15 protein-coding genes, 1 tRNA gene and 3 pseudogenes are annotated in these 15,816 nt (G+C 66.3%); 10 read left to right on the top strand and 9 right to left on the bottom strand.

Annotated features, from left to right (window positions below):
• Window positions 1–9: 9 nt before the first annotated feature.
• From A5708_RS24895 to A5708_RS24885, 3 genes are all read left to right on the top strand, one after another.
• On the top strand, window positions 10–1,578 hold the full coding sequence (locus A5708_RS24895) for a HAMP domain-containing sensor histidine kinase (protein ID WP_065031165.1): 1,569 nt from the start codon (window positions 10–12) through the stop codon (window positions 1,576–1,578).
• Between the two features lie 72 nt (window positions 1,579–1,650).
• Entirely contained in the window at window positions 1,651–3,201 is a 1,551-nt protein-coding gene (locus tag A5708_RS24890; protein ID WP_065031164.1) for a S1C family serine protease, read from the top strand.
• 59 nt (window positions 3,202–3,260) lie between these two features.
• Window positions 3,261–3,758, top strand: coding sequence for a MogA/MoaB family molybdenum cofactor biosynthesis protein (locus A5708_RS24885; protein ID WP_044487196.1), 498 nt, complete (start codon window positions 3,261–3,263; stop codon window positions 3,756–3,758).
• Between the two features lie 9 nt (window positions 3,759–3,767).
• On the opposite strand, the gene A5708_RS24880 is transcribed toward A5708_RS24885, so the two are convergent.
• A complete protein-coding gene (locus A5708_RS24880) occupies window positions 3,768–4,100 on the bottom strand; it encodes a hypothetical protein (protein WP_065031163.1) in 333 nt (110 codons plus the stop codon).
• Window positions 4,081–4,311, bottom strand: a pseudogene (locus tag A5708_RS28080) (potassium transporter); the annotation flags it as partial. The pseudogene A5708_RS28080 and the gene A5708_RS24880, both read right to left, overlap by 20 nt.
• Window positions 4,312–4,591: 280 nt before the next feature.
• On the opposite strand from A5708_RS28080, the gene A5708_RS24875 reads away from it, so the two are divergent.
• Entirely contained in the window at window positions 4,592–5,608 is a 1,017-nt protein-coding gene (locus tag A5708_RS24875) for a helix-turn-helix transcriptional regulator (protein ID WP_196772755.1), read from the top strand.
• On the opposite strand, the gene mscL is transcribed toward A5708_RS24875, so the two are convergent.
• The 4 genes from mscL to A5708_RS24855 form a co-directional block, all read right to left on the bottom strand.
• Entirely contained in the window at window positions 5,588–6,064 is a 477-nt protein-coding gene (gene mscL, locus A5708_RS24870; protein ID WP_065031161.1) for a large-conductance mechanosensitive channel protein MscL, read from the bottom strand. The genes A5708_RS24875 and mscL overlap by 21 nt on opposite strands.
• Window positions 6,065–6,131: 67 nt before the next feature.
• Window positions 6,132–6,800, bottom strand: coding sequence for an SAF domain-containing protein (locus A5708_RS24865; protein ID WP_065031160.1), 669 nt, complete (start codon window positions 6,798–6,800; stop codon window positions 6,132–6,134).
• Window positions 6,801–6,865: 65 nt separating this feature from the next.
• The gene (locus A5708_RS24860; RefSeq protein ID WP_065031159.1) at window positions 6,866–7,213 is read right to left on the bottom strand and encodes an FmdB family zinc ribbon protein; all 348 of its coding nucleotides are present in this window, start codon (window positions 7,211–7,213) and stop codon (window positions 6,866–6,868) included.
• An 87-nt stretch (window positions 7,214–7,300) separates the two neighbouring features.
• Entirely contained in the window at window positions 7,301–7,900 is a 600-nt protein-coding gene (locus A5708_RS24855) for a 5-formyltetrahydrofolate cyclo-ligase (RefSeq protein WP_065031158.1), read from the bottom strand.
• A gap of 76 nt (window positions 7,901–7,976) precedes the next feature.
• Here A5708_RS24855 and A5708_RS24850 point away from each other — a divergent pair, with 76 nt between their 5' ends.
• From A5708_RS24850 to A5708_RS24830, 5 genes are all read left to right on the top strand, one after another.
• Window positions 7,977–8,888, top strand: a complete 912-nt coding sequence (locus A5708_RS24850; RefSeq protein ID WP_065031157.1) for a UTP--glucose-1-phosphate uridylyltransferase — start codon at window positions 7,977–7,979, stop codon at window positions 8,886–8,888.
• A gap of 119 nt (window positions 8,889–9,007) precedes the next feature.
• Window positions 9,008–10,297 carry a gephyrin-like molybdotransferase Glp gene (glp, locus tag A5708_RS24845; protein ID WP_065031156.1) on the top strand — a complete coding sequence of 430 codons (1,290 nt, stop codon included), beginning with the start codon at window positions 9,008–9,010 and terminating at the stop codon, window positions 10,295–10,297.
• Window positions 10,298–10,317: 20 nt separating this feature from the next.
• Window positions 10,318–10,971 carry a GNAT family N-acetyltransferase gene (locus tag A5708_RS24840; protein ID WP_196772753.1) on the top strand — a complete coding sequence of 218 codons (654 nt, stop codon included), beginning with the start codon at window positions 10,318–10,320 and terminating at the stop codon, window positions 10,969–10,971.
• A 225-nt stretch (window positions 10,972–11,196) separates the two neighbouring features.
• On the top strand, window positions 11,197–12,255 hold the full coding sequence (glpR, locus tag A5708_RS24835) for a gephyrin-like molybdotransferase receptor GlpR (protein WP_065031154.1): 1,059 nt from the start codon (window positions 11,197–11,199) through the stop codon (window positions 12,253–12,255).
• 50 nt (window positions 12,256–12,305) lie between these two features.
• Window positions 12,306–12,378, top strand: a tRNA-Ala gene (locus A5708_RS24830).
• Window positions 12,379–12,393: 15 nt separating this feature from the next.
• Here the strand turns inward: A5708_RS24830 and A5708_RS27330 are convergent.
• Window positions 12,394–12,546, bottom strand: a complete 153-nt coding sequence (locus A5708_RS27330; RefSeq protein ID WP_196772751.1) for a hypothetical protein — start codon at window positions 12,544–12,546, stop codon at window positions 12,394–12,396.
• Window positions 12,547–12,638: 92 nt separating this feature from the next.
• On the bottom strand, window positions 12,639–13,523 hold the full coding sequence (locus A5708_RS24825; protein WP_155766179.1) for a hypothetical protein: 885 nt from the start codon (window positions 13,521–13,523) through the stop codon (window positions 12,639–12,641).
• Window positions 13,524–14,524: 1,001 nt separating this feature from the next.
• Between A5708_RS24825 and A5708_RS27720 the strand changes: the two are divergent.
• A pseudogene (locus tag A5708_RS27720) lies at window positions 14,525–15,448 on the top strand (cytochrome P450); the annotation flags it as partial.
• A 105-nt stretch (window positions 15,449–15,553) separates the two neighbouring features.
• On the opposite strand, the pseudogene A5708_RS27715 reads toward A5708_RS27720, so the two are convergent.
• A pseudogene (locus A5708_RS27715) lies at window positions 15,554–15,754 on the bottom strand (cytochrome P450); the annotation flags it as partial.
• Window positions 15,755–15,816 lie beyond the last annotated feature (62 nt).

Raw genomic sequence — 15,816 nt, 5'->3', positions numbered from 1 at the left:
GGCCCCTCGATGATCCGGTTTCACCGGCCTCAACGCCCACCGATGCGCCCACCGTTGCGCGCAACGCCCTCCCTGTCGTTGCGGTGGCGGGTGATGCTGCTGGCCATGTCGATGGTGGCCATGGTCGTGGTGCTGATGGCCTTCGCCGTCTACGCCGTGATCTCGGCCGCGCTGTACAGCGACATCGACAACCAGCTGCAAAGCCGGGCGCAACTGCTGATCGCCAGCGGTTCACTGGCTGCCGACCCCGGCAAAGCCATCGAGGGCACCGCCTATTCCGACGTCAACGCGATGCTGGTGAACCCGGGCCACGCGATCTACACCGCCCAGCAGCCGGGTCAGACCCTGCCCGTCGGCTCGCCGGAAAAAGCGGTCATCCACGGTGACTTGTTCATGTCGCGGCGCACCGCCGGCGACCAGCGAATCCTCGCCGTGCACCTGCAGAACGGCACCTCGCTGCTGATCTCCAAGAGCCTCAAGCCCACCGAGGCGGTGATGAACCGGCTGCGCTGGGTGCTGCTGATCGTCGGCGGCGTAGGTGTGGCGATCGCCGCGGTGGCGGGCGGCATGGTGACCCGGGCCGGGCTGCGCCCGGTGGCACGGCTGACCGAAGCGGCCGAGCGGGTGGCACGCACCGATGACCTGAGACCTATTCCCGTGTTCGGTAGCGACGAATTGGCAAGGCTCACCGAGTCGTTCAACCTGATGCTGCGCGCGCTCGCCGAATCCCGGGAGCGACAGGCACGGCTGGTCACCGATGCCGGGCACGAACTGCGCACCCCGCTGACGTCACTGCGGACCAATGTCGAGCTGCTGATGGCCGCGATGGAGCCGGGGGCGCCCCGCCTGCCCGAGCAGGAGATGGTCGACTTGCGCACCGATGTCATCGCGCAGATCGAGGAATTGTCAACGCTGGTCGGCGATCTGGTGGATCTCACCCGGGATGACGCCGGCCAGGTGGTGCACGAACCCGTCGACATGTCCGAGGTCGTCGATCGCAGCCTGGAGCGAGTCAGGCGCCGGCGCAACGACATTCACTTCGACGTCGACGTGACGCCGTGGCAGATGTACGGCGACGCCGCCGGGTTGTCGCGCGCCGTCCTCAACCTGCTCGACAACGCCGCCAAGTGGAGCCCGCCCGGTGGGCACGTCGGTGTCACGATGCGCCAGCTCGACCCATCGCACGCGGAGCTGGTGATCGCCGACCACGGCCCCGGTATCCCGCCCCAGGAGCGTCGTCTGGTGTTCGAGCGGTTCTACCGCTCGACGACGGCACGCGCCATGCCTGGCTCCGGACTCGGGCTCGCCATTGTCAAAAAGGTCGTGCTCAACCACGGGGGAATGCTGCGCGTCGAGGACACCGTTCCGGGCGGCCAGCCCCCGGGCACGTCCTTCTATGTGCTGCTGCCCGGCCGGCCGCTACCCGCTTCGACGTACGCCACGGCCGCCGACGATGTGGAAACCGACCAGGTAGACACAGCAACCGGCCCCACACAGGCGGTGACCGACGACGAGGCGAACTCTCGGGAATCGGCGAACGTTATCTCAGTGGACTCTCAGTCCGCGCGGGCAAGGTAGGTCTGCGGCTACTGTTGAACCCAGCCGTCGACTTGCCGAAACACTGAGATAGAGGAAGAGCGACTTAGCGACATGACGAATGACCCGAGGTATTCGCCACCGCCGCAGCAGCCGGGTTATCCCCCCGCGCCGAATCAGCCTGCGCACGTCCCGAGCCATGCGGGGTCCTCCGGCTACGCCCCGGGACAACAGCAGCCGTACAACCAGCAATATGACTGGCGCTATCGGTCGCAGCCCTCGTCGTCGCCGACGACGCAGTTCCGCCCGCCCTACGAGCCCTTCAGCAACACCGGGCCGGGTCGGATCCCGGGGGGAACCGGCGCGGGCCCGATCCCGGGAGGCACCGGCGCAGGCCCGATACCGGGAGGCGCCGGCACGGGTCCCATGCCCGGCATGCTGCCCGGAATGCCTGTCCCGCCCGAACCTCAAAAGCGTTCTCGCACAGGCTTGTTGGTCGTGGGCGCATTAGCCGTCGCGGTGGTGTCGGCCGGTATCGGCGGTGCCGCGGCGACGGCCGTCGAGCTCGGCACGCACGCGACGGGGAACGGCGGCGGGCGTGTCATCGGGGCGGCGCCCAGCGTCCCGGCCGCGAACATGCCGCCCGGCAGCGTCGAGGGGGTCGCCTCCAAGGTGGTGCCCAGCGTCGTGATGCTCGAGACCGACATAGGGCGCCAGTCCGAAGAGGGCTCCGGCATCATCCTGTCCACCGACGGGCTCATCCTGACGAACAACCACGTGATCGCCGCCGCGGCGGGACCGCCCAAGGGCCCCGGCGGCCCTCCGGCAGCTCCGCCCGCGGCTCCCGTGCCTCCCGGCATCCCGGGTGGTCCCGGCGGCGCCGGTGCCGGCTCCCCGACGCCCAAGACGACGGTGACCTTCTCTGACGGTCGCACCGCACCGTTCACGGTGGTCGGCGCGGACCCCACCAGCGATATCGCCGTGATTCGGGTGCAGGGCATGTCCGGGCTCACCCCGATCTCGCTGGGCTCCTCGTCCGATCTTCGCGTCGGCCAGCCGGTCGTCGCGATCGGGTCGCCGTTGGGTCTGTCGGGCACGGTGACCACGGGCATCGTCAGCGCGCTGAACCGGCCGGTGTCCACCACCGGTGAGTCGGGCAACCAGAACACCGTGCTGGACGCCATTCAGACGGACGCCGCGATCAACCCCGGTAACTCCGGTGGCGCGCTGGTCAACATGAACGGCCAACTGGTGGGCGTCAACTCGGCCATCGCCACGCTGGGCGCCGATTCGCCGGACGCCCAGAGCGGTTCGATCGGCCTGGGCTTCGCGATTCCGGTCGATCAGGCCAAGCGCATCGCCGATGAGCTGATCGCCACCGGCAAGGCGTCCCACGCCTCGCTCGGCGTGCAGGTGACCAACGACAAGGGCACCCCGGGCGCCAAGGTCGTCGACGTCGTCTCGGGCGGCGCGGCGGCATCCGCCGGCGTCCCCAAGAACGTGGTGGTCACCAAGGTCGACGACCGGCCGATCAACAGCGCCGACGCGCTGGTCGCGGCGGTGCGGTCCAAGGCGCCCGGCGACAAGATCACGCTGACGTTCCAGGATCCCGCTGGCGGCGGCAGCCGGACGTTGCCGGTCACCCTCGGGAAGGCGGATCAGTAGTGAAAGTGGACGAACCCTCGGCGACGGGATTGTCTGAGCTCGGATATACGGTTGCTCCCATGGAAACGGGTGCGGAATTGGTAGTTGGCCGGGCTTTGGTTGTGGTGGTCGACGATCGCACCGCTCACGGGGACGAAGACCACAGCGGTCCGCTGGTGACCGAGCTGCTGACCGAGGCGGGATTCGTCGTCGACGGTGTGGTCGCGGTCGCCGCTGACGAGATCGAGATCCGCAACGCGCTGAACACCGCGGTGATCGGCGGGGTGGACCTGGTCGTCTCGGTCGGCGGGACGGGCGTCACACCGCGCGACGTCACCCCGGAGGCCACCCGCGAGATCCTGGATCGCGAAATCCTCGGTATCGCGGAGGCTATCCGCGGGTCGGGCCTGTCGGCGGGCATCATCGATGCCGGATTGTCACGCGGTCTCGCCGGGGTGTCCGGTAGCACGCTGGTGGTCAACCTGGCCGGCTCCCGCTACGCCGTGCGCGACGGCATGGCGACGCTGAATCCGCTGGCCGCCCAGATCATCGGGCAGTTGTCGAGCCTGGAGATCTGAATTGCGCGGTTAGGCGATCGCCGCGGAATCGGTCAACGGGCCGCAACGAACGTCGAACCGGTCGCGGACTGTGTCCAGCGTCTGACGGTTGTGCTCGCGCTGACGATGGTGGGTGAGCGCGAACCGCGCGGTGCTCAGCAAGCGGCGAGGCAACGGATACCAGCGGTCCGGATCGAGCCCGCAGTCCCGAAATGCGCTGGTGGGCAGGACGTCGGCGATCAGGCTGAGGTTGTACCGCAGCAGGGCGAACACGGCATAGGGAAGGACCGGGTTCGCCTTGCGCCGCAGCTCGTCGATATCCAGCTCGTAGAGCGGGACGTTTTCCCGCGGTGAACAGCCCATGGGGCTGGTGCAGGCGCACGTACGGGTAGGTGTCCACCCACATGCCGCCCACACGCTCCCGGCGGTCGATCAGGACGACCGTCTGATACCGGGAGAGGTATCGGCTCGCGACGAACAAAGCGTTGAGTTCTCCGACGCCGGCTCCGACGATGCAGACGTCGCAATTCGTTTCGTCCGCAAATGCGTCGACGGGTGCGCCCGGATTGCTCATTCTCAACCTCCACGATCAAAACTGCTCGCGGCCCGCGTCACGGGCCGACCGTGGCGGACCTGAAGTGTTTGCGGTAACGGGGGCCACTGAACCACAGCAACGAAGGAAAGCGTCGCCCAAACGGTTGAGATCGCGCTAAAGTCACGCAACCACTCCGTTGGGCGAAGGCGTGCTGAGGTGTCGACAGATTTCCCAGGGACCGGCGATGGTCACGATCGATGAGTTCTCTCGCTTAGTCTCTGCGGTCCACGCCTCGGCGATCAGGCCGGGGAACTGGTCGGTGGCGCTCGACGAAACCAGCCGGCTGCTCGGCGCCACGGCGTGCGGACTCGTGGCGGGCACCGGCAACGCACGTTGTGTTCTGGCGGCGACCATCCCAGTGGAAGCGGTCAGAACCTACGACGCCTACTACCGCCGCATCGACTTCGTGCTGGATGCCTGCGAGCAGGGCCCCGCCGGGCTGATCCGGGGTGGGCAGGAGTTGGTGGCGCACAAATCGCGGTCCGAGTTCTACAACGACTGGCAGCGGCCATTCGAGCTGACCGACGGGCTGTTCGTCCGGCTGGCCGGGGAACCGGACACCAGCTTCGTGGTCACCGCTCCGACCAGAGACGAGCCGTTCGAGACCGCGGAGCGGGTCAAGGTCGTCCGGGCCCTGATTCCCCATCTGCAGCAGGCGCTTCGCACCCGCGCGCATCTCTCGGAACTGGAAACGAGCAGCGATGACATCACCGCGGTGATCGATGCGATGCGACACGGGATCGCCATCGTCGACGCCGGCTGCGATGTCGTCCACCTCAACACCGCGGCACGACGAATCCTGACGGCCGAAGACGGAATGACGCTGCGCGGCAGGCGCATCGAGTCCACTCGCATGTCCTGCAACGACGAGCTGCAAGCCGGCGTGGCCGCCGCCTGCGGCGCACGGCAGGCCGGCGTTCGCAGCGGCGACTCGCTGGCCATCAGCAGGCCCTCGGGCAAGCGTCCCTACGTGCTTCACCTCGTTCCGCTTGGTAACGTCGAAAACAGCTGTGGGGCAAAGGCTTTGGTGGTGATCATCGACCCCGAGAGGGAACTGGAGCCACCCAGGGCGTTGATCCGCCGGCTGTTCGACCTGACCAATGCCGAAGCCGACGTCGCGCTGCGCATGCTGCGCGGTGACGGCGTCAAACCCATCGCGGACGACCTGGAGCTATCGGCCGCGACCGTCAAGACTCACTTGCAGCACATCTTCGAAAAGACCGGGACGCACCGGCAAGCGGAGCTGACGCGCCTGCTACTGGGGGTTATCCGGTGATTTCGATTCGGCTTCCGCGCGGGGTCCGTGCTCCGGCGGCGGTGTGATGCTCACGCTGCCGTGCTTGCCCGACGAATCGCCGTTGGTCTGGGCGAGCAGGTCGCGGATCTCCTTGAGCAGGACCACCTGCGCGTCGTCGGCCGGCTCGACTTCACCGCGCTTGCGCAGTGTGGTGTACGGCAGCACGACCAGGAAGTACACCACGGCGGCGATGATCACGAAGTTGATGGCGGCCGACAGGACGTTGTTGAGATCGATGGCTTGGCCGCCCCCGATGCCGATCCGCAGGATGCCGAAATTGGACTGTTGATTGACGCCGATGCGGTTGATCAACGGTTTGATGATGTTGTCGGTGAACTGCGTGACCAGGGCGGTGAACGCGGTACCGATGACCACCGCGGTGGACAGATCGATGATGTTGCCCCGCGAGAGAAACTCCTTGAACCCTTTGAGCATTGGGGATGGCCTTTCTGGGACTGGACAGCGTTTGCTGTCGGCTCGCAGACCAACAACGGCCAGGCACTCAGTGCAGGGTGAGCGTCACGGTCTGGCCCAGCGCCGACCCTGCCACCGTGTTCGCCACACGAGCCGGCAGCGCAACTAACACTACGCGGTCACTGTCGGCGGTCTTCATTTTTTCTTTGGCCGACACCAGCACCACCACGGCGTCGGTGGCCAGCACCTTGGGGGCGACAGGGGAGTTGTCCGGCCCACTGCCGGCCGGCGCGGCCAGCACGTCGACCACGTCACCGACCCGGACGAGGTCGATCAGAGCGGCGTCGGCCAAATGCAGCGGCACGATGCGGGCGCCCGGGCCGGCCGTCGACTCCGCCAACCGGCTCCCCAGTAGCCGGACGTCGGTGAGCACCTCACCGCGCCGGGTGGGGCCGGCCAGCGTCGAACCCAGCACCGCGCCCAGGTCAGCCCGCGCGCCGTCGGGAACGGTTGCGGCCAAACGCTTTTCGAGCCGGAGATCGTCGGGAGTCAACGCGGCGCCGGGGCGCAGGTCATGCTCGGCCACCACCACTTGTGCATAATCACCGGCGGGGTTGGACCGCAGCGTCGCAATCCCGGCCAGCGCCACCAGCCCGCCCGCGGCGACACGGCGCGCCAGCACGGTGCGTGCCCAGTCCGGGCGCAACCACAGCGATACCCGGCTCAATAGGCTTGGGTTGAGGGATGATTGGCCCACGCGGCAACGCTAGGCGTTACCCCGGCGCTCGGGCTTACGGCCGGCGAGGCCGGTGTGGATAACCGTCAGTTGGTCGCGGCGGCGGGGGAGGTCGTGGAGCTGCTGCTCGACTTTTCGTTCGAGCTGGAGCTGGACTTGTCGGTCGAGCTCGAGCTCGACTTGTCGCTGGAGCTCGAGCCGTTGGAGCCCGAGTCGCTCGACGAGGAGCCGTTGCTCGAACTCGACTTCTTGCCGGATTCGCGGCTGTCGGTGCGGTAGAAGCCGCTGCCCTTGAACACCACGCCGACGGAGTTGAAGCGCTTGCGCAGCCGCCCGGCGCAGCGTTTGCAGGTGGTCAGCGCGTCGTCGGTGAAGGCCTGCACGATGTCGAAGCGATCGTCGCACTCGGTGCACTGATAGCTGTAAGTCGGCACAAAAACCTCCGGATGATTGCAAACTGGTTAGCACTCTAGCGTCTCAAGTGCTAGAACCGCCACGTGACATGTCTCATTCCCGATATGTCAGCGCCCACCAAGATCGATCAATCCCTGTCGCGGCGTGAGCGCGTGGGTCATCGGAATGTCGTGCGGACCCGCCGGTACTTCGTCGAGCACCTCGGCGTCGCGGACGACCGCGATCAGCCGCGCGTGCGGGTCGCGGCCGCCCAGCGAGCGGTCGTAGAAACCCCGGCCGCGACCCAACCGCACGCCGCGGCGGTCCACGGCCAGGGCCGGCACCAGCACCACGCCGGCGTGCGCCAGGGCGGATGACGGCAGCCACGGCTGCGGCGGTTCGAGCAGCCCCCACCGCCCGGTGGTCAGCGTGCCGGGCCGGTATTCGCCCCAGGACAACGGCAGCGGCGTGTTATCGGCCGCGGTGCGCGCGACCGGCAGCAGCACTCGCCCGGTGCGCCGCAGCAACATGTCGAGCATCTCGATGGACCCCGGCTCGGTGCCCACCGGCACGTAGGCGCAAATCGTGCTGCCGCTGGTCACAATGCCTTCCAGGGCCTCCAGCCGCTCGCACACCTGCCGCGCCTCGGCGGCGCGAACGTCGTCGGCAACGTGGCGCCGGGCGGCGAGCAGCTGGTCGCGCAGCGCGGCTTTGCTGGTGGTCGCCATTTGTTAACCATGACAGCCCGGTCTTTGCCCGCGCCACATCGACTCGGCGAAGTGGATGCGGGTTATCGTGTGAACAATGTCAAGCCCAAACGTGGTGGTGCCACGCACTGCGGTCGTGCCCGCCGCGGGTCTCGGGACCCGCTTCTTGCCGGCGACCAAAACGGTCCCCAAGGAGCTGTTGCCGGTTGTCGATACGCCGGGCATAGAGCTGGTGGCCGCCGAGGCGGCCGAGGCCGGTGCCGAGCGCCTGGTGATCATCACCTCGGAGGGCAAGGACGGCGTCGTCGCGCACTTCGTCGAGGACCTGGTGCTGGAAAGCACGCTGGAGGAGCGCGGCAAGACGGCGATGCTCGACAAGGTCCGCCGCGCGCCGCAGCTGATCAAGGTCGAGTCCGTGGTGCAGAGCGAGCCACTGGGCCTGGGGCATGCGATCGGCTGCGTGGAGTCGCGGCTGGCCGACGACGAGGACGCCATCGCGGTGTTGCTGCCGGACGACCTGGTCCTGCCGACCGGCGTGCTGGGCACGATGTCGAAGGTGCGCGCGCACTACGGCGGCACGGTGTTGTGCGCCATTGAGGTGACACCCGAAGAGGTCAGCGCCTACGGCGTTTTCGACGTCGAACCGATTCCCGACGACGACAATCCCGACGTGCTCAAGGTCAACGGCATGGTCGAGAAGCCACCGGCCGAAGACGCGCCGTCGCCGTTCGCCGCCGCCGGCCGTTACGTGCTCGACCGCGCCATCTTCGACGCGTTGCGCCGCATCGAGCGTGGGGCCGGCGGCGAAGTACAGCTCACCGACGGCATCGCGTTGCTGATCGCGGAGGGCCACCCGGTGCACGTGGTCGTGCATCGCGGATCTCGACACGACTTGGGAAATCCTGGCGGCTACCTCAAGGCTGCGGTTGACTTTGCATTGGATCGTGACGACTACGGCCCGGATTTGCGGCAGTGGTTGGTGGCGCGATTAGGTCTGGCCGAGCAGTAGCCGGGCGCTAACCCGGCCGGCGGACGACGGCGGAACGCGTAGCGGTCCCGGGCGGGGATGCCCCGCCTGCGCAGTGAGCGGGTCGCCCTACGCGCGGCCCGACGGCAGAGAGGCGCGCTGTGCGTTCGGTGGAAGAGCAGCAGGCCCGGATCACGGCCGCCGCGGTGGCCCCGCGGCCGATACGTGTGGCGATCGCCGAGGCGCAGGGATTGTTGTGCGCCGAAGAAGTGGTGACGGAGCGCCCGATGCCCGGCTTCGACCAAGCCGCGATCGATGGCTATGCGGTGCGCAGCGTCGACGTCCTCGGTGTCGGCGAGGTGGGCAGCGAGGGCCTTCCCGGGCCGTTCGAGGAGTCGGGCGAGAGCGACGGGCGCGAGGGCCTGGTGCTGCCGGTGATGGGCATGGTCGAGGCGGGGTCACGAACCCCGAGCCGGTTGCAGCCGCGCCAGGCGGTGCGCGTGCAGACCGGGGCGCCGCTGCCGACCTTGGCCGACGCGGTCCTGCCGTTGCGGTGGACCGACGGCGGGACGCAGCGGGTGCGGATCCTGCGGGGTGCCCCGTCGGGCGCCTACGTGCGCCGCGCCGGCGACGACGTCCAGCCCGGTGACGTCGCGGTGCGGTCCGGGACGGTGATCGGTGCGGCGCAGGTCGGGCTGCTGGCCGCGGTCGGCCGCGAACGCGTGCTGGTGCACCCGAGGCCCCGGGTGACGATCATGGCGCTGGGCGGCGAACTGGTCGACATCTCGCGCACCCCGGGCAACGGGCAGGTCTACGACGTCAACTCCTATGCGCTGGCCGCAGCGGCGCGCGATGCCGGTGCGGAGGTCAACCGCGTCGGGATCGTCAGCGGCGGACCCCGCGAGCTCCGCGAGATCGTCGAGGGGCAGATCAATCGCGCGGAGGTGATCGTGATCGCCGGCGCGGTCGGGGGCGCCGCGGCCGAGGCGGTGCGCCAGGTGCTCGCCGAGCTCGGCGAGATAGAGGTTGTGCGCGTCGCCATGCATCCGGGATCCATCCAGGGTTTCGGGCAGCTGGGCCGCGAGGGTGTCCCGACCTTCCTGCTGCCGGCCAACCCGGTGAGCGCGCTGGTGGTCTTCGAGGTGATGGTCCGCCCCTTGATCCGGTTGTCGCTGGGAAAGCGCCAGCCGATGCGCCGCATCGTGCAGGCGCGCACGCTGTCGCCCATCACGTCGGTGGCCGGACGCAAGGGCTTCCTGCGCGGCCAGCTGATGCGCGACCAGGAGAGCGGCGAGTATCTGGTGCAGGCGCTCGGCGGCGGCCCCGGCGCGTCGTCGCACCTGCTGGCGACTCTTGCCGAGGCGAATTGTCTGGTGGTGGTGCCGAGCGGCGCCGAGCAGATCCGCACCGGCGAGATCGTCGACGTCGCCTTCCTGGCTCAGCGCGGCTGAGCGAAAGAACTGCATACGCGGTGAACCTGTTGCGCGCCAATTCCCGTCATCCAGGGTGGCCCATGAGCGTTGGGCCACTGCGGGTTCCGGCCGGCGTCGTGCGGTTGCGGGCGGTGCGGCTGCGCGATGGCGCGCAGTGGAGTCGGATCCGGTTGACCGATCGTGCGCATCTCGAACCGTGGGAGCCCAGCTCCGAGGGTGATTGGACGACCCGTCATGCGGTGGCGGCCTGGCCGGCGCTGTGTTCCGGTTTGCGCGCCGAGGCGCGGCAGGGGCGGATGCTGCCCTACGTCATCGAGCTCGACGGCCACTTCTGCGGCCAGCTGACCATCGGCAATGTCACCCACGGCGCGCTGCGGTCGGCGTGGATCGGCTACTGGGTGCCGCGATCGGCCACCGGCGGCGGTGTGGCCACCGCGGCGCTGGCGCTGGGGCTGGATCATTGTTTCGGCCCGGTGATGTTGCACCGCGTCGAGGCCACCGTGCGCCCGGAAAACGCCGCGAGCCGGGCCGTGCTGGCCAAAGTCGGCTTCCGCCAGGAAGGCCTGCTGCAGCGCTACCTGGAAGTCGACAGGGCGTGGCGCGACCACCTGCTGATGGCCATCACCGTGGAAGAGGTCAGCGGCTCGGTGGCATCGGCGCTGGTCCGCGCGGGTAACGCCAGCTGGGTGTGACGGATTCGCCGGCGAGGCGGGGATTTGGCCGTCCCTTCCTGGGATCTCCGACGGCCCGCGGGGGAGTCCAAATCGTTGCCCTTCTGGGACTGGCGCGACACGAGTGACTCGTGGTGCTTGTGAGAGGCAAATTACAGGTGTGTAATTGTCCTGGTCAGTACGACCCGGCCGCGTTGGCCACCAATGGGCTTCGCGGGGGATGGACACCGAAGAGAGCAGGTCATCATGCCAAGCATCCCGCAGTCATTGTTGTGGATATCGCTCGTGGTGCTGTGGCTGTTCGTCTTGGTGCCGATGCTCGTCAGCAAGCGCGACGCGGTGCGGCGCACCAGCGACGTGGCATTGGCGACCCGGGTGCTCAACGGTGGAGGCAACTCCCGGCTGATCAAACGCAACGGTCCGGCCGCCGGGCATCGCAGCGACCCCAACTGGACGCCGCCGGAAGAATCGGCCGACACCGACCTCGACGAGGAGCGCGACCTCTCCGAGGATGAAGACCGCGACCACGAGGCTGACGACGACGCCGACACCGACGAGCTGAGCCGCCGGCGCCCGGTCGTGATGAGGATGGCCGTCGCCGAGCCCACCGAGCCCGACTATCTCGACGTCGATGTGGTCGAGGATTCCCACGTACTTCCGGTGGGGGCCAGCGGTTCTGCCGAGGAGCCGGAGACGGCCGACATCGAGCCGATCGAAGAGGACGTGGCGGAAACCGAGGCCGTCGCCAAACACGACGAGGACGAGGACAGTTACGAGTACGTCGAGGACTCGTCTGGTTTGGAGCCCGCCGCCGAGCCTGACGACGCCGACGAGGAGGCGCCGGCGCCGATGCCGCGCAACGCCTCGCGACGGCGCCGGTTCGACAACAAGACCGCCGCCGCGGTCAGCGCCCGCAAGTACGCCTTCCGCAAGAAGGTCCTGGTGGTGATGGCCGTCGTTCTGGTCGGCTCGGCCACCGCGGCCTTCCAGGTCTCGCCGACCGCTTGGTGGGTGTGCGGCACCGCCACCGCGATCACCCTGATGTACCTGGGTTACCTGCGGCGCCAGACGCGCATCGAGGAGAAGGTGCGCAACCGCCGGATGAAGCGGATGGCGAGGGCGCGGCTCGGCGTGGAGAACGCCTACGACCGCGACTACGACGTGGTCCCGTCGCGGCTGCGACGTCCCGGCGCGGTGGTGCTGGAGATCGACGACGAGGACCCCGTCTTCGAGCACCTGGACTACGCGATGGCGATGCGGACCTTCGGTTGGCCGCGGGACTTGCCGCGTGCCGTCGGCGAATAGTGCTGGCAGTTCGGTAGTTGGTGCCGCGGCTGGTAGCCTGCTAGCGGTCAGGGGCTATGGCGCAGTTGGTAGCGCGACTCGTTCGCATCGAGTAGGTCAGGGGTTCGATTCCCCTTAGCTCCACAAAGTTTGAACTGGTCAGGGCGTATCGCCGAACATGACTTCGGACTTCGGAACTGTTCGCAGCAGTTGCATCGCCGCATCCAGACGGACCGCTGCGCGGTCCACATCCTGATCGAACACATCGGCGTAAAGATTGAGCGCCATGGATGCTTTTGCGCGTCCGAGCATCTTTAAAAGATGACTCTTTGCAGATGCGAACCGCTACTTCGGTGCGGGCTGTAGCGCGCCGAGGCGCATTAAATAGGACAGCGACAGCGGGCTTAACGGTCCGGCGCTGCGCCGGTCGGCTTCACTTCGACGCCATCTTTCGGGTGCCAAAACAGCAGTGTTGTTTGCCCGGGGAAGGCGACGTTGTGAAGTTCTTGAAACTGGTAAGGGGTTCCGTCCGGTGCTTTATCGGCTTCAAATTCAAGCTCACCGAAGCGAGCGCCGAGTTGTGTAATGTAGAAGTCGAGTTTTGACGCAGCGGGTCCCCTGACCACGATCCGGTGCTTAAGAACCATTCTGGGTTGAAATAATGTGAGGTAATCCGTGGTGAGGCGGGTCGTAATAACATGTCGATCCGACCAGAACCGCTTTCCGAATTCAACCTTCTCCATTTTATCCCACAGCTTCGACTGGTCCAATACGCGTCGGCCACTCGGCTCCGTCCTGAGCGCCTTCCGCTGATGCAATCCGTCCTCATCGAACACCAACTGATCTCGACCCTCGCTTTGGAATGACCAATATGTATAGGACGATGCGCTACCGTCGTGTCGCCTCACGACAAATACCTGGTCGTCCAGCTTGAGGCCGGCTCGGTTGACCACCTTGCCATCGATCGAGATCTGCCAATCGATGGTCAACACCTCCGGGGCGGTTCCTTCCGCATGTGTGATGTTGAGTTCGTGAGTACACATCTCGATTACCGCATCGGGTGCCGCAAGGTTTTGGTGTGCTTCCTTGAATTCTGCGGGTGCGTGGGGGCTGAAGATCGCCCAGTAGAGGTCGCGACCCCACTCTTGCGCGAGGTGCGCTTGTGCCAAAGGGTCGACCAAGTAGGCGACAACCGCAGCGATGAAGAATGCATCGCCAAGACCCTCGACAAGCCTCTGCCACCGCTCGTCTTCCAGGAAACTGCTACCGAATATACCGGCGATTCCCATTATTAAAAGAACGCCAACCCACATCTGAATACGCTTTTTGCGATGAATCGTGTCCCTGTAATGTTTCAATCCGCGTTTTAATCGCGTCAACATGACCTATTACTCCTAACGTTGTCAAACGCGGGGAACTGTCCTCAGGTTAGGTCGCACCCACCAAAGCCGAATATGGTCGATTTTGAGTAGACTCCGTCATACGGCGGTTTTGTTGGCCGCCATGGGCAATTGCCTCCAGCTTGGCTTCGCGGGAACAAAAGCCAGCCCCGTCGCCGAATAGGCACGGTCGGTGAATAGTCCGGTGCTTGCGCCGGCATGGTGGCTGGTGCCTGGGTGGACGGCGGACTGCTCGGTGCCTGCACTGGCGGCATGGCCGGGGCCTGGATCGGCGGGCCCGGCGCTTGCACCACCCGCGTACCGCACGCCCGTTGTACGCGCCCGTCTGTAAATTTAAGTCACACTGGTTTTCGCGCCAATAACGGTTTGTCCCAGTCATTTTGTCGCACCCGGATAAGCGTGCGCGTCCTCCCCGGACGCGGCGACCAACGGTTCTATGGCGGCTGCAGTCGCTATCTTGAATCCCGCAAAAGTGATCTTCATGCTTCCCATTTCTTGCCGGGTAGCGGTGGCTGCCGTTACTCCGGCACAGTGTCGCGCCTTACATGAAGTTCTTATGAGTTTTGGCGAGCTTCATTTACTGCTATTGCTTAATGAGGTATTGGGGTTCGGCCGGAACACGTGACCTCGGGTGTTGAGAGACCCTGACGCGAGTAACTTTGACGAGACTACGAACCCCCGGGCAAGAACGGTAGCTTGTCCATTCCACTCGTTCGCATCACAGAGTTTGAGCAGTTCAGGCGGTGTGTAGCCGATTATGGCTTCGCGGCCATCCGCTCGCGCCACGACGCGTCGAAGGTGATCGAGGGTCTGGTAGTTGGTAGGCCCCAGCACATAAAGTTGCTGTGCTTGAAGCGATCGATCGCGCCGTCCCCACTAGGGGGTAAAAGATGGCTGCCGACTCCCTGCCACCTGGTCCTCGACTACCAACGGCAGCGCAAACCGCTGAGTGGATAGCCCGACCATGGGAATTCATGGAACGTGCCGCCGCTCGATATGGCGACACGTTCACCATGAAGTTGGTCCGTGAAGGACCGATCGTGATGGTCTCGCATCCAGATGCGGTGCGGCAGGTTTTCACCGCGCCTCCGGAACTGGCGCTCGCCGGGGAGGCGAACCGCATCCTGCTGCCCGTGGTGGGCCGGAACTCGGTTCTACTGCTCGACCGCGACGCGCACAAAGAACAGCGCCGTTTGCTCATGCCCGCCTTTCGCGGCAACCACTTGCAGAGCTACATCAGCACCATGACCGCCATTGTCGAGGCCGAGATTGCCGGCTGGCCAAGGGGTGTGCCGGTGCGCCTGCATCCTCGGATGCAGGCGTTGACGCTCGAAGTCATCTTGCACCTCGTGTTCGGGCTCGAACAAGGGGAAAGCATGGACCGGCTGCGCCAGGCGCTACAGCGGATGCTCGCCCTCACCACCCACGCCATCGCGCAGATGTTTCTTTTGGTCGTAGGTCCCCAACAACTGAGGACCGCGCTTACCAACAGACTGCTGGGCGAAGTGGATCGGCTGCTCCACGACGAGATCGCCACTCGCAGAATGCAAAACGACCTCGATGTCCGCACCGATGTCCTGTCGATGCTGTTGAGGGCCGAGCACGAAGACGGTAACCCGATGAGCGACCAAGAGATTCGCGATGAGCTCGTCACGTTGCTACTGGCGGGCCACGAAACGACGGCATCGGGATTGGCCTGGGCGGTCGAGCGGATCATCCGTCATCCGGATGCGCATTCGCGACTCATCGAAGAGACGCAATCCGGCGACGGCCAACGGTACGCCGATGCCGTGGTGAAGGAGACACTGCGGATGCGGCCTGTACTCGCCCTGGTCAGCAGGCGACTCACAGAACCGATGGAGGTCGACGGGGCGCACCCGTGCGGTGCTGAACAGCGCGCCAAGCACAATCCGCATCTCGCATTCGGCGAAAGTCGCACCAAGGCAACGACGCACGCCACCTCCGAATGGAATCCACGTGTAGGTTCCGGCTCGGTTGTCGAGAAACCGCTCGGGACGGAACTGCTCGGGGTCGGGATAGATGTCGGGACGCCTGTGCATGAGATAGATCGATGGCGCGACCTTGGCCCCGGCGGGCAACGAAAACCCGTCGACCTCCATCGGTTCTGTGAGTCGCCTGCTGACCAGGGCGAGTACAGGCCGCATCCGCAGTGTCTCCTTCA

The sequence above is a fragment of the Mycobacterium colombiense genome (assembly GCF_001672755.1).
GTDB lineage: Bacteria > Actinomycetota > Actinomycetes > Mycobacteriales > Mycobacteriaceae > Mycobacterium > Mycobacterium colombiense_C.
Note: the sequence above shows the minus strand (reverse complement) of the source record. Positions and strands in the feature narration are given on the sequence as shown.